12 protein-coding genes are annotated in these 13,077 nt (G+C 37.0%); 7 read left to right on the top strand and 5 right to left on the bottom strand.

Annotation, left to right across the window (positions count from 1 at the left end; genetic code table 11):
- Positions 1 to 77: 77 nt before the first annotated feature.
- A protein-coding gene (locus L641_RS0116300) for an IS3 family transposase (RefSeq protein ID WP_086007400.1) occupies positions 78 to 1,258 on the top strand; the annotation gives its coding sequence in 2 pieces (ribosomal slippage) (positions 78 to 336 and positions 336 to 1,258; 1,182 coding nt in all).
- Positions 1,259 to 1,261: 3 nt separating this feature from the next.
- Here the strand turns inward: L641_RS0116300 and L641_RS0116295 are convergent.
- The 4 genes from L641_RS0116295 to L641_RS0116280 form a co-directional block, all read right to left on the bottom strand.
- A complete protein-coding gene (locus tag L641_RS0116295) occupies positions 1,262 to 1,591 on the bottom strand; it encodes a hypothetical protein (protein ID WP_024602483.1) in 330 nt (109 codons plus the stop codon).
- Positions 1,592 to 1,703: 112 nt separating this feature from the next.
- On the bottom strand, positions 1,704 to 2,081 hold the full coding sequence (locus tag L641_RS0116290) for a hypothetical protein (RefSeq protein ID WP_024602482.1): 378 nt from the start codon (positions 2,079 to 2,081) through the stop codon (positions 1,704 to 1,706).
- A 125-nt stretch (positions 2,082 to 2,206) separates the two neighbouring features.
- Positions 2,207 to 3,598, bottom strand: coding sequence for an N-6 DNA methylase (locus tag L641_RS0116285; protein WP_024602481.1), 1,392 nt, complete (start codon positions 3,596 to 3,598; stop codon positions 2,207 to 2,209).
- Positions 3,595 to 4,185 (bottom strand): hypothetical protein, encoded by a 591-nt coding sequence (locus L641_RS0116280; RefSeq protein ID WP_010365361.1) that lies wholly within the window; start codon positions 4,183 to 4,185, stop codon positions 3,595 to 3,597. The genes L641_RS0116285 and L641_RS0116280 overlap by 4 nt, the downstream gene beginning before the upstream one ends.
- A 123-nt stretch (positions 4,186 to 4,308) precedes the next feature.
- Between L641_RS0116280 and L641_RS0116275 the strand changes: the two genes are divergently transcribed.
- Genes L641_RS0116275 through L641_RS0116260 form a run of 4 tightly spaced genes read left to right on the top strand, consistent with a single transcriptional unit; the run spans position 4,309 to position 9,577 of the window.
- A complete protein-coding gene (locus tag L641_RS0116275; protein WP_008465531.1) occupies positions 4,309 to 4,941 on the top strand; it encodes a hypothetical protein in 633 nt (210 codons plus the stop codon).
- The gene (locus L641_RS0116270) at positions 4,934 to 6,883 is read left to right on the top strand and encodes a hypothetical protein (protein ID WP_024602480.1); all 1,950 of its coding nucleotides are present in this window, start codon (positions 4,934 to 4,936) and stop codon (positions 6,881 to 6,883) included. Before L641_RS0116275 ends, L641_RS0116270 begins: the two co-directional genes overlap by 8 nt.
- A complete protein-coding gene (locus tag L641_RS0116265) occupies positions 6,876 to 7,904 on the top strand; it encodes a TniB family NTP-binding protein (RefSeq protein WP_024602479.1) in 1,029 nt (342 codons plus the stop codon). The genes L641_RS0116270 and L641_RS0116265 overlap by 8 nt, the downstream gene beginning before the upstream one ends.
- On the top strand, positions 7,904 to 9,577 hold the full coding sequence (locus L641_RS0116260; protein ID WP_024602478.1) for a hypothetical protein: 1,674 nt from the start codon (positions 7,904 to 7,906) through the stop codon (positions 9,575 to 9,577). Before L641_RS0116265 ends, L641_RS0116260 begins: the two co-directional genes overlap by 1 nt.
- Before the next feature lie 324 nt (positions 9,578 to 9,901).
- On the opposite strand, the gene L641_RS0116255 is transcribed toward L641_RS0116260, so the two are convergent.
- A complete protein-coding gene (locus L641_RS0116255) occupies positions 9,902 to 10,465 on the bottom strand; it encodes a YSC84-related protein (protein ID WP_024602477.1) in 564 nt (187 codons plus the stop codon).
- A gap of 140 nt (positions 10,466 to 10,605) precedes the next feature.
- Between L641_RS0116255 and L641_RS0116250 the strand changes: the two genes are divergently transcribed.
- Positions 10,606 to 11,817, top strand: a complete 1,212-nt coding sequence (locus L641_RS0116250) for a tyrosine-type recombinase/integrase (RefSeq protein ID WP_024602476.1) — start codon at positions 10,606 to 10,608, stop codon at positions 11,815 to 11,817.
- Positions 11,817 to 13,016, top strand: coding sequence for a cation:proton antiporter (locus L641_RS0116245; protein WP_024602475.1), 1,200 nt, complete (start codon positions 11,817 to 11,819; stop codon positions 13,014 to 13,016). The genes L641_RS0116250 and L641_RS0116245 overlap by 1 nt, the downstream gene beginning before the upstream one ends.
- Positions 13,017 to 13,077: the final 61 nt, after the last annotated feature.

Genomic DNA, 13,077 nt, shown 5'->3' with positions numbered 1-13,077 from the left:
TGTAGTGGTACAGTGATTTTGGCCACCCATTAAGAAAGAAATGTTATGCTAATAAGCATACAAATTTGGGTGAAAAAATGACGAAATTAAAACGCGCAACGTATTCTGCGGCAATCAAATTAGAAACAGCTCAGCTTGTAGTTGACCAAAGTTATACTCAAGAAGAAGCAGCCAAAGCGATGGGGGTGGGTAAATCAACCGTCAGTAAGTGGGTTACTCAATTAAAGCAAGAGCGGAGTGGCCAGACACCATCTGCTTCACCAATGACGCCCGAACAAATTGAAATCCGCGAACTTAAAAAGCAAATCCAACGCATTAAATTAGAAAAGGATATATTAAAAAAGGCTACCGCTCTCTTGATGTCCGACTCCCTGAACAATTCTCGTTAATTGAGAAACTAAATCAACGAGAGCGTTACCCAATTAGCGTGCTGTGTAACGTATTCAATGTGCATCGTAGCAGCTATAAATATTGGGCTATACGGGATACAACGCCGACGCCAGAGCAAATAAGGCTAGAAGCTGAAGTTAAAGCCATACATGCAATGAGCGGCGGCTCAGCTGGGGCGCGGACAATCGCGGCAATAGCAACGAACAATGATTTTGAATTGAGTCGTTATCGTGCTGCTAAGCTAATGGTTAAATTAAAGCTTGAAAGCTGCCAAGTACCTCAACATTCATATAAACGCGGTGGTAATGAGCACCTTGAAATTCCAAATCTGCTTGATAGACAATTTGATGTTGTTGAGCCAGATACCGTGTGGTGCGGTGATGTGACGTATATTTGGACAGGCAATCGCTGGGCCTATTTAGCGGTCGTTGTTGATTTGTTTGCACGTAAAGTCGTTGGTTGGGCAATGTCGTTGTCGCCAGATACTAACTTAACGCTAAAAGCGCTTGAACTCGCGTATGAAAGCAGAGGTAAGCCAAGTGGACTGATGTTTCATTCAGACCAAGGTAGTCATTATACAAGTTTAAAATATCGTCAACGTTTATGGCGCTATAAAATTACACAAAGTATGAGCAGGCGCGGAAATTGTTGGGATAATGCGCCAATGGAGCGATTTTTTAGAAGCTTTAAAACGGAGTGGATGCCAAAGGTTGGATACGAAAACTTTAAAGATGCTAAATATAGTGTGAGTGATTATATCAACGGGTATTACAACAACGTTAGGCCACATCATTATAATGCCGGTTTAGCGCCAAATGAATCTGAGGTTAGATACCAAGATTCTAAAGCTGTGGCCAAATTTTATTGACCACTACAGTGCTTCGACTGGAAATTTTGTATCGCCAATCGAATCAAAACCGTCTGATATCTCATTAGCTAATTTAACCAGTGTCTTTCGCGGATCATGATTGAAGAGTGGTTTAAAGTTGGACTCTATGATGTACTGCTTTTCTGTTGTGTTATACGACAGGTTTTTAGGTGCAAGCTCTTTATAAAGAGCTAAATCTCTGGAAGCAGCGGCAGTACCGCATTCGAAGCGTTGGATGATTTCGTTACGCGTTACTGAGCTTGTGAACATCAATTTAAAATCAATGAAAGCGAGACGTTGTTTTTGTGCGTAATTGACGTTTTCTAGTTCCATCTAACTTATTATACTAATTACGTATTTGAGCTAGTGTGTATCATTTTGATAATCACGTCAATGTCCAGATAAAAGAAAAGGAGCAGTTAAGTCCTTTTCGTTTATCTTTTGACTAAGAGAGATATTTCATAATCAAAATATCTCTTGGATTCATCAGTGTTTGCCGCATTTTAAGCCAATCTTGCCCATTTAATGTGACGTACTCTACCTCATTGCAACTCACATATTGAGAGCCGGATTTTGTTATAAATCGAGTATTATGATTAGATGAAATCTGTATCGGTGATGAAATCACAATATCATCATGTGAAAACCTTTGTGTTTCATCAAGCTCAACAAAGCCGTGTAGCACTTGAGCCATTTCTATCAGCTCTCCGTCTAGTTTATCTACCACAGAAACAACGGTTACTTCACGTAAATATGTTTTTAATGTGTCGATCTGAAAATCACTATATTCAGGATTTTCTTGGTTACTATCTATATGTTCCATATCGCTTACCTCTTCTACTTAAACATTAAGTTTTATAGAAGAGGTAGCTAATCTTGTCATTATACAAATATGTATAAAAACAACAGGTTGAGAGTTAATTTGTTGATAATGAATGACAATTACTTTTAAATTTTTTTCATTAATTTGTCGAATAACTGATTCGTGTTACTTTGAATTAAAGTAAGTTCGTCAATTAACTCATCAATCGAAGTGGGATCTATAATCTTTTTGCTTCTGCTTATGTAAGCTGGAACGTTTAAAGAGAAATTAGATTCATTTGTGGTTTCATCAATCAAACTTAACTTTTCAACTTGCCCATTGGTTATTACTTGGCAAATGTCAGGAATGTTTTTCCGTGCAGCGAGAATATTTGCTATTTCATCTTCACGAATTAGTCTGTTGCGCTTGATATCACGATTGAAATAAGAAGATGCATCGATAAACACAATGTCATTTGTTTGTTTATTTTTACGAAGAACTAAAGCGAACAAATCAACTGTTCTTGCACTTATTAAACTAGTTGGTAGCTGAATAACTCCATCAACGTAATTATTTTCAATGAGATATTTGCGAGACTTTGCTTCTTCTATGCGCTGCAATGCGCCTCGTCCAACAAATGCTATCGCTAAGCCAGTTTTATTTATTGACCAAACGAGGTGTTGAAGAAGTGCGTGATCGTTATATTGAGATGAAATTATATCTAGATCTATTCTTTTTGGGTCATAGTGACCACTCAAAGCCCCGCCTTCACAAGACTTTTTGACATCGGAACCAGATGCTTTTCTAACGGCAGTTGGCTCATACAGCGCAAACGCTAAGTCAAAAGTAGAGGGTTTTATAAATGGAGTACTATTGAGTGAATAACTCTGGCTCACTACACAATCGTCATTCCCGGCTAGCACAAACTTGTGTACAAGGTAGTAAGGGTTTTGAAGCAAGCTCTCAGTTGTAAAGTGCCAGTGCGGGTTTAATTGAGCAAGAAAATTGCTTAATTCACCAGTCGATGCCATTGCATCATATACAGCTAATTTCTCATTACTTTTGACGATACTTGCTATCAATCTAGAAAAATCATCGGGCCGCAGTTGAAAATCAAAACCTTTCGCATCACTGTGGATCAATTCAAAGACTTTTGGTTCTTGCAATAATTTGAGAGTTTGTTCGTATAATGTAATTGATTCGAAACGCGTCAACTTACTTAAGTCAAAAGCTTCATGTATTTCATTGAATCTACTCAGGAGCTTATTGATTTTCTCATCATTCAAATGCGCTATTGCTTGTTTTACAACTAACTCTTCTGAGTCAGTGAAATCAAATTTTTCCACGTCAATCGATTTAATATCGTCAGAAACCAGAAGTGATTCTAAGAAATTTTGATATTTCCCATCCTCTATATTGGCGAGCAAATCGATAGTTAGAAGCGCAAGAAAAGAAAGTCTTTCATCTAAATTAGCTGGCAACAAATCGCTGCCTTTATAAGCTTCTACATATTTTATTGTTAGTTCATTGGTTATCATTGCTTCACCATCTCACTTATTAACCCGGCTACTTGGTTTTTTCTTGCTTCTATTAATTGATGATATTTTTCTAATTCAGCATTGACGTTTAATACGTACTCGATGAAATCACTACCACTTTCGTCAGTCAAATCTGGGAGCGGCATCTTCTCTAAGATCCCTTTACCAATAGTACTTTGATAGTTACCACCTGAATTTGCTTCTATCCAATCCTTTGAAAAATTGGTTTCTAAATAAGATTTTAAAAATAAGCTAGTTACCGTTGAAAATTCCGACTTAGGTTTAACAATTAGAAAATGTTGAGTACATATTAGTTTATCAGGCACATCATTAAGCAATACAAGATGCTTTTCTCGTCCTTTAGTGACCATGATTAGATCACCGTTGTTTAAACATTCAACTTTCCTTGAAGTATTTATTTCAGTTTCTGTTAACTTGTCAAAATCTAAGGTTGCTTCGCCTTTATCAAAAACAATATCTCCTATTTGGATCACCTTAAAGCCCATGTCGGCAGCCTTTTTAATGGCTCCACGAAAAGACCTCCCAGTAGAAATATCCGCGTATTTTGAAAGCTGTTCAATTCTCATTTTTTTACCGACCCTAAATTACATACTGAGAAATGTAGCAAAACAGCTTGACAAATTCAAAACATTTGATCAAAACTATTAATACACCCTGAGGAATGTAGCATATAATTAAGGAGGTGCAACATGGTGTTTCCAAAACAAATTCGATTTTACGGAAAGAAAAAAGCGACTTACTTTAACTCTATCCAAATGAGAAAAACGTTCAGACCTGAAAGCAGCTTCGAGACTAGTTTCATGCTGCAACAAGAGTTTGATGATGATGTGTTTGCATGGGCTGGTCAGGCTCAAAGCTTTGTTTTTAATATCAAAGGAAAAAATACTCGCTATACCCCGGATGTTGTTAGAAAACGAAGAACGCCTGAAGGTGACGTGATCGAATTCATTGAGTTAAAACCCAATATCTTTGCCAATAACGAATCGGTCTATACCAAACACCAACTATTGAGTGAACAATTTCTAGATCTGTATAACCGTCCTCTTTCAGTTCATACTGAAGATGATTTTTATAAACCTATCAAAGCTGAGAACCTTGCGCGTTTCTACCAATACAGAGCTTATGACTTTTCACGCTATGATTTAGATTTAGCTTTTACACATTTAACAGATGTTAAATGCGTTGGTGACTTGTATGAGATGTGTTCACGTTTTAATGCATCACCTGCTTTCGCTCCGGCACTAATCGCTCAAAAAAAAGTTCATATTGACTTCGAAAAACCATTTTCTTTGGATCTGCCATTGGAGGTGAAGTATGGCTAGAGGTATCACACTTAGTTCTCTTCAAGATAAAAAATTGGAATACATGGGAAAAAAAGCTGTTGTCAGAGCTGTAAATGAAGCTACTCAAGAATTATTCATTGAGCGCGAAGGTCATCACATGTTCATGCGACCTTTTGTAGATTTATTGGAAGAGATCAAGAAAGGGAAAATCACAATTATTCAGGAGCTTGCTAAGGCTCCGTCTATGCAAGGAGCAACTAGTGAACAACTGCTAGAAATCAATCGTAGAGAAAAGTATTTCTATGCCATGTTGGCTAAGAAATATCCGACCAAAGATGTAGAAAGATTAGTTGAAGATATCCAACGAGAAGCTAACGATACCATAGGTTACGCCCGTTCAACCTTGTGTAAGGATTTTAAAAAATTTAAAAGGGATGGTTATAGCGCAGCTCCACAGGTTTTAAATAACAAACGAAATCGTGACGCTGGATTGACGCAAGATGTGGATGATTTGGTGTGGGAATATTTATACAAACACCACTTAAAAGAAAATGGTAAGTCAGTTGCAGCTACACAACGTTTATTAGCTATGAACTATGAAGAACTGGGCTATGAGGGTAATGCTCCATGCGCTAAAACTCTTATGCGCAGAGCACGGTCATTAGGTCCCTATGAGTATGATCGCCTTCGCTATGGCGAATCATACGCAAAAAACAAATATAAACAAAAATTAGAGAAGTACGACATCACGATTCCACTAGATCGCGTAGAACTCGATATGGCTCACTTTAACGTTGGCATTGTTAAGTTTGTTAACGGTAAAAAGTACTATCGAGGAACTGTTTCGATGGCGCTTGTATTTGATGTTGGTACGGCCAGTTTATTAGGTTATGCCATTCAAGTAGGCAAGAATAAAGAAGCCTCTAGCTACGTTGTTGCCTCAATTCATCATGCTATTAATAGAAAACCAGACCCTACTTATATTCAACACGGGTGTATGCGTTTAGCGGTCATGGATGCTGGTACAGCCTACCGCTCAGCAATGACCAAAAGTTTATTACAAAAGATTCAAGGAGTATTTGAAACAACCGAAGTAAGAAAGCCATGCTCAAAAGGGTTTGTCGAGAATTTTGTGAATCGCTTGAGGTTAGAATTTTTCCAAGGATTAGAAGGATATTGTGGCCCTTTCGATCCAAGCCGATATTCCGAAGCAAATATCAAGAAAGACGCAAAATACACGTTTGAACAATTCCATCAAAAATTTACCAACTATGTTCGTGATTACCATAACTCGCAATTAAAAAGGTTGCATGGATTAACACCTAATGAAGCATGGATAAAAGGAACTGAGGTTTACCCGGTATTAGAGCCTTCTGACATTCCTGAGCTGCGAAAATATAGAGGATTGGAAATAGATGTTACTTATAACATCAAATACGGCACTACCTATGACTATCAGTATTTCAATTCGCCAGAGTTGAAAGCGATGTATGCAGAGTACTGCATTGCAACTGAAAAAGATTTTATGCCTCTGACTCTGCTGGTTGATCTAAACGATGCTTCTTCAGTAAGCGTAGTTGTACCGAGAATCGTCAGCCCGAACCCTGATGAAATCGTTTTACTTAGTATTCCAAACACTAATCGATCTGCTTTTGGTAAGTCATTTAATGAATTGAGTGTTATTGAAGGCCGTTGCGAAGTGCTAGACGGGGCTACAACGTTTCTTGAAGACCATAACTTATCTGGGTATCGAAGTACGCCAAAGCATGGCGATCTCATTGATATCACTCATAGCCAAGATTCTGATTTGTCAGAAGACGAAGTTAACACTGAAATTGATGAAATCATTAACTCTGCTGGCGTTGATTTTAAAGCCGAAGAGCAGCTAGATGATGAAGAACTAAAGTCGAGTGATGAACAGACTAACAAGCATTTTGATGATGCTGAAAACAAAAAACTAGGAGTATCAGTAGATGATTAAAAAACAGAAATTTAAGATGAAAGAGGCAGCTTTAGAATTCAAAAAAATGCGATTTGATATGATTTTGCATAAAGACGCGGAACAAAAAGTTATCGATCTTATTAAGATAAGTAACGATGAAGCTAAAGTTCGCGCATTGTATGGTAATTCTCATACGGGCAAATCAAATTTTCTTAAAAATTTCATTAAGAAGCACGCAGACGTAATTGATCAGCATAGCGGCATAAAAGATATTGTTCTTGTACGACTCTCTTCTGGTGTCACGCCAAAAGATTTTTGTGAAGCGATATTACTTCAACTTGGTATAAAGCCCAAAGCAGGAACAAAACAGCCTCAACTAGAGAATCAAGTTATTGAAGTATTGAAAAATATTGGTATTGAGTTACTCATTATTGACGAAACTCAACATGCACTACCAAATAAAACAAACTCGAAAACCACCCAAAAATTGGCAGATACTATCAAAAATATAGTGGACGAGAGCCATGTTCCGATTTTGTTATGCGGGATCTCATCTATTTCTAAGTTAATTGAAAACAATTTTTCTAGAGCTTCTGAAATGCAACTAGAAGAAGAGCAACTATTTAACAGAACATTGCCCCCGATTGAATTCAATACAATTGAATTGTCCGACAAAGATACAATGGCTGCCGTGATGCAAGGTTATACGATGATATTCGACAAGTTGCACCGCCAATATAGGATATCGATCATCAAAATGACCTCAGCAAAATTTCAAGCTGCGATGTGGGCATCTAGCGAAGGTGTTATTGGCAGAATGGCATTGGTTTTACAATGGGCTATTGAGCTAGCCGACGAAGGGCAACAAATTGACTTTTCTGTACTTGGTAAAGCTCATGATGCTATAGCTACGGGGGGATGGGATAAAAGCGGAATTAACCCATTTACATGTAGTGAAGTTGATTTAAATAAACGAATTACTACGATTAATAAGTTTTCTAAACGCGCTCGTCTAAATGCCTTAAACAAAGCTAAGGCTAAAATGAAGGAGACTGCGTAATGCTGCCACTTAGATTAGATTTTTGTCCAACAATACATCCTGCATATTACCTTCTTAAAGTGGCTAGTTTGCATGGCTATGCTGATTTAAAAGATATGGTGAATGCGCATGGATTTAGATTTCCTAATAAGTTAGATGGCAACCTCGAAAGTTATAATCAAATCATTAAAGAAACGACTGGTATTGAAACCAACACCAAAGAGTTAGAAGGCTTTGAGTATGATAAAAGCCGCTACTTAACATCCTTAATTTATACTGGTGTGAACATTTGCCCGACCTGCCTTGATGACGGACATGTAAATTTTGACAGTCGTTATCTAACAACTACATATTGTAGTGTTCACCAGTGTAAAACAGTGCAAACCTGCAACCATTGCGGTGAGGAGCTTCAATGGGATAATGCACTACTGAAAGGATTGTGCAGTCATTGTGGTAACAAACTTCAAACGCAATATTCCGAAACTTCAGCATACATAACGTTTATGGAAAATCTTGATAAGGCGATGTTGCCACTCTTTTTAGATGACCTTTCACTTGCTGTTGGTTTCGTTCTAAGACCTTTTGATATTGTCCCGGAACGCGTTAACCGTAATGCCCTCAAGACATGGGACCACATTTTTGAGTCAGCATTCTCATTACTCACAAATGTAAGAAACATACAGAACTGGTTAGCAAATATACGAGCAGATAGCCGATTTACTGATTATCGTTCTAGATATGCAGGGCCAAGGTTCCTGATCAGAAATACAAAGATGGAATGGCCCATCCTTGAACAAGTACTAGCGGAAACTAACATAAACGAATGCTTTTTTGTAGCAGAGGAATTATCTGCTATCAGCCCCAAGAACTTCGGCATTAAGCCAAGTTGGAAAACTAAGGGATTAAGCGACACGGAACAAGATGAACTTGCACAGTGTAAATGTTCTGTGGATACGTTAGCTGATATATTGTCTTGCAACGTAAATGAAGCAAATTCGATTATTACAAATGGGTTTGTGAAAACTCTACGCGCAGCTAAAGCTGGTGTAACAGCTCAAATAGATATAAGAGAGTTAAGCACAATCGTCTTAAAGGTTGATTTTCAAGGTAATGGAACCTTCGCTCATAACCCCTTAAGTAACGATTTTTTGAAACTGTTTTACTGTGACTTGGCAGACGTATTCGAAATGGTATGCAAAACTCCTCAAATATTTACTCAGTCGAAATCTACAGATGGTTTTTTCAAAAGGCTGAAAGTTAACGATACAAGACAGTTTTTAAATACAATCCTTTCTAAATATAAAAGACGATTTGACGAAAAGATAACTGAAGTCGAAGCAGTTGCTTTATTTGGCTTTACTCAAAAAGACCTCAAGGCACTTTGGCAGCAAGAATTGGCCTATTCACTACCTTGGCAGCAAGGAGCTACTTATTTTCGAATCCGCGATTTAGAAAATATTGAAAACAAGGTATTCAATCTAAAGCGATACTGTTTAGTTAGAAATATTGACTTTGATAAGCTTAAAGCCGAAATGTCAAAAAATAATATCGATCCAATTGTTGGTGATTCTTTCTATCAATGTAAGACCCAAGTGGTTACCTATATAAAGGAAGGGAAAATTATCCAGCCAATTAGAACCTTTAAAACTAAAAGGTTGAACAACTGGCCATTTCAACAAATCCACTCAGCCTAAAACTCTCTATATATAAGTGGGCTAAAAATAATAATAATCGCCCAGACTCCAAACCAGAATCACAATTTATACCTTTTCATGTTGCAATTCTAACATTCTTGCCGTAGATTATTATTAGATAAATTAAATAAAAACAGTTGGTTATGAAATAAATCTCACTTTATGAGTCGCAAGACCCCAAGAGACTCAGCTTAAGTGTCCCAAATGGGATTTTAGGATCTCGCCTTAACTGTCCCAGCCCTTTAATCTCAAGGCTGTCTGATCTCAAGTTATGAGTCTTTTTTCACATACAAACTAGCCCACTTATGAGAGGGTTTTGAGGTCTTAATTTAGCTCAGAATCGACCCAAAATTTAGTACCTTTTAAAACAGCTTGCAGTGCAAGGCCACTTTCGGTTAAAGAGTAAACAGTAACTTGGTCAGCAATAGCTTCGGCAACTAAAGCACCACCTTTATCTTGGTATTTTGCAGCAGCATCGGCATTACCACCGAACGCCCAACCATGTTTAATAAATCTATTTAACGCTGCTTGATCGTGAAAAACCATCACAATATTGAAATCTTTAACACCTAAACCTAAGCCTAAACCAGCTTCACCCATATTCATATAGGTAGATTTTCCGGTTAGGTTATTTTTTACTACACCGTACCCACCACCAAAACTGGCTAAAATAACGTTTACATTTGCATTATCAAATACAGCATAACCGGCAGAGTTTGCAATTTGAGTTTTAACATCTGGTTTTTTTTCGTATAGAGCAGTTAATGTATTCGATTTCATACTTTGTACTAAAGCACGTTTTTCTCCAGGGGAAGCACTGCCTGTAGTAGCGCAACCTGTTAATAAAACGCTAATAACGAACATGCTCAACAGAAGTAATTTTTTCATGATTTTTCCTTTAATAAGGTATATGGTTAATAAATCTGCGTTTAGCATAAATATCAAAAATTCATTATGTCCAATACTAGACAGTATCGGACTTTAAGGTTAACCTATAAGTCTATTATTTTCTTATATATTTTACTATTATGCTTGTTGCTCTGGTCGATACATTAAAACAATTACGTTATCAAATAGCTCATCTTGAAGATAATACACTCTCATCAGAATATCCAGAACTAGCCTCTTTTATACAGCAAGTCAGCTTGACTGTAACTGAATCAAAGGCTGATCTTAATTTTTTATACCAGTTTTTATATGTTTATGGCCGAAAATCTGAGGCAACCTATAGTCGTTTTCGTAATGAGTTGGAACGTTTTTATTTATGGTCATGGCTTATAGCTGAAAAATCTGTATTTGAACTTAAGCGTGAAGATATTGAAGCCTATGTTGATTTTATGGTTGAACCGGATAAAAAATGGGCATCTACATCTGTTCAATGGCGTTATAAAGATGAGCAAGGAATTCGTCGGTTAAATCAAAATTGGCGCCCTTTCATGTTAAAAGAATCTATTGCGAGTCAGCAAACATTATCGGCCATGTTTACTGCCCTCAATGTATTTTATAAATTCGCTATTTTAGAAGAAAAAACCTTTGCTAACTTTGTACCTGTTGTTAAAAAAAATAGTCCCTACTTGGTTGTGCAATCGCAAATACAAATCCCCGATACATTAAGTGATATTCAATGGGAATATGTATTTGGCGTTACCCGAGATATATGCGAAAAAAAACCAGAGTATGAAAGAAACTTATTTACCCTCGCCTGTTTAAAAGGACTCTACCTTCGTATTTCAGAATTATCAGAGCGACCACAATGGTCACCTGTTATGTCTCATTTTTGGCAAGATAATGATGGTTTTTGGTTTTTACGAATAATGGGCAAAGGAAATAAATTACGCGATGTAACATTAAGTGATGATTTTCTTGAGTATTTAAAACGTTATCGCTTGTATCGAGGCTTGCCTGCTCTGCCCCGCGTTGATGAGTCAGACCCGCTAGTTCATAAAATTCGTGGTCAGGGTGGAATGACCGTAAGACAAATTCGCAGATTGGTACAACAAAGTTTCGATATTGCGCAACAATCTTTACTTGATGATGGATTTAAAGATGACGCGGAACAATTAGAAGCGGCCACTGCGCATTGGTTACGCCATACGGGGGCAACGCATGACGCACAAACTCGCCCTTTAAAACATTTATCTGAAGACTTAGGCCATGCAAAAATTGCTACAACCGATCAAATTTATATTCAAACAAATATAAAAGAGCGGGCTAAATCTGGAATTAAAAGGAAAATTTAATGGAATACTTAGTGATCTCATTTATTGGCGTTTTATTTTTAGTTTATTCCTTAACATTTCGCCAACTAGAAAAAACCGAAGTAACGGGGCCAATGTTTTTTGTAATTGGTGGGATATTGCTTGCCACACTTTTACCTAACGAAAGTAGCAGAATAAAAACCGGCATAGATTTTTTACTGCCCTTTATAGAATTGACACTCAGTATATTTTTATTTTCTGATGCGGCTAAGTCAAAATTAAGTGTTTTAAGACATAGCTTTCAGTATCCGAGTTTACTGTTATTTATCGCCCTCCCCTTAACGTTATTACTTGGGATTGCCGTTGGGTTATTTTTGTTTGCCGATTTATCTGTTATTCAAGCGGCGTTACTTGCAATAATATTAACGCCTACCGATGCGGCGTTGAGTAAAGGGTTATTGGCAAGTGCGCAGGTACCTGAAAAAATTCGTGAAGGAATAAATACCGAAAGTGGTTTGAATGATGGTTTATGTGTTCCTATTTTTTTAATATTTATATTACTGGCAAAAAATCCTGAATCTGCAATTACAGCAACGCAAACGTTAAGTGTGTTTGGCAGAGAACTTGGTTTAGCCTTATTAATAGCCTTTACAAGTACCGCTATTTTTATTCCGTGTTTAAATTTTGCAATGAAGCGCCATTACTTTGCCCAAAACACGAGTCCTTTTTTACTATTGGGTTTTGCTATGACTGTATTTTCACTTACGCAATATTTTCATGGCAGTGGATTTATTGCCGTATTTGTAGCGGGGCTTTTATTTGATAAATACGCGAGTACTAAAATAAACAAAGAGCTGATTGAAGACTCAGAGCATATAGCTGACTTTTCCTCTTTAATGATTTGGTGTTTATTCGGTTTTGTTTGTGCTTATTTAGTGATCCCGAAATTAAATACTGAAATAGTAATTTACGCTTTACTCAGTACAACACTGATCAGAATAATACCGGTTATGCTGTCATTGCAATTTACAGCACTAACAATTAAAGAGCGTTTTACATTTGCTTGGTTTGGGCCAAGAGGATTGGCCTCAATTGTTTTTACCTTAATGGTAATAGACACACAAATAGAAAACAAATTTCAAATTGCGACCATTGCCATGACAACAATTTTATTTAGTGTGTTTATTCACGGTATTAGTACAAAACCTATAGCAGATAGTTTTGCTAAAAAAACTAAATAAATATAAGCAAAATAAAAAGGCGTACTTAATAATAAGTTACGCCTTTTTATTTTCAGCTTAA

It is taken from the genome of Pseudoalteromonas sp. TB41 (assembly GCF_000497975.1).
Classification (GTDB): domain Bacteria; phylum Pseudomonadota; class Gammaproteobacteria; order Enterobacterales; family Alteromonadaceae; genus Pseudoalteromonas; species Pseudoalteromonas tetraodonis.
Note: the sequence above shows the minus strand (reverse complement) of the source record. Positions and strands in the feature narration are given on the sequence as shown.

Excerpts from the sequence above, each read along its gene's own strand:
- L641_RS0116295 (WP_024602483.1), bottom strand. The coding sequence starts at position 1,591 with ATGGAACTAGAAAACGTCAATTACGCACAAAAACAACGTCTCGCTTTC.
- L641_RS0116290 (WP_024602482.1), bottom strand. The coding sequence starts at position 2,081 with ATGGAACATATAGATAGTAACCAAGAAAATCCTGAATATAGTGATTTT.
- L641_RS0116285 (WP_024602481.1), bottom strand. The coding sequence starts at position 3,598 with ATGATAACCAATGAACTAACAATAAAATATGTAGAAGCTTATAAAGGC.
- L641_RS0116280 (WP_010365361.1), bottom strand. The coding sequence starts at position 4,185 with ATGAGAATTGAACAGCTTTCAAAATACGCGGATATTTCTACTGGGAGG.
- L641_RS0116275 (WP_008465531.1), top strand. The coding sequence starts at position 4,309 with ATGGTGTTTCCAAAACAAATTCGATTTTACGGAAAGAAAAAAGCGACT.
- L641_RS0116270 (WP_024602480.1), top strand. The coding sequence starts at position 4,934 with ATGGCTAGAGGTATCACACTTAGTTCTCTTCAAGATAAAAAATTGGAA.
- L641_RS0116265 (WP_024602479.1), top strand. The coding sequence starts at position 6,876 with ATGATTAAAAAACAGAAATTTAAGATGAAAGAGGCAGCTTTAGAATTC.
- L641_RS0116260 (WP_024602478.1), top strand. The coding sequence starts at position 7,904 with ATGCTGCCACTTAGATTAGATTTTTGTCCAACAATACATCCTGCATAT.
- L641_RS0116255 (WP_024602477.1), bottom strand. The coding sequence starts at position 10,465 with ATGAAAAAATTACTTCTGTTGAGCATGTTCGTTATTAGCGTTTTATTA.
- L641_RS0116250 (WP_024602476.1), top strand. The coding sequence starts at position 10,606 with ATGCTTGTTGCTCTGGTCGATACATTAAAACAATTACGTTATCAAATA.
- L641_RS0116245 (WP_024602475.1), top strand. The coding sequence starts at position 11,817 with ATGGAATACTTAGTGATCTCATTTATTGGCGTTTTATTTTTAGTTTAT.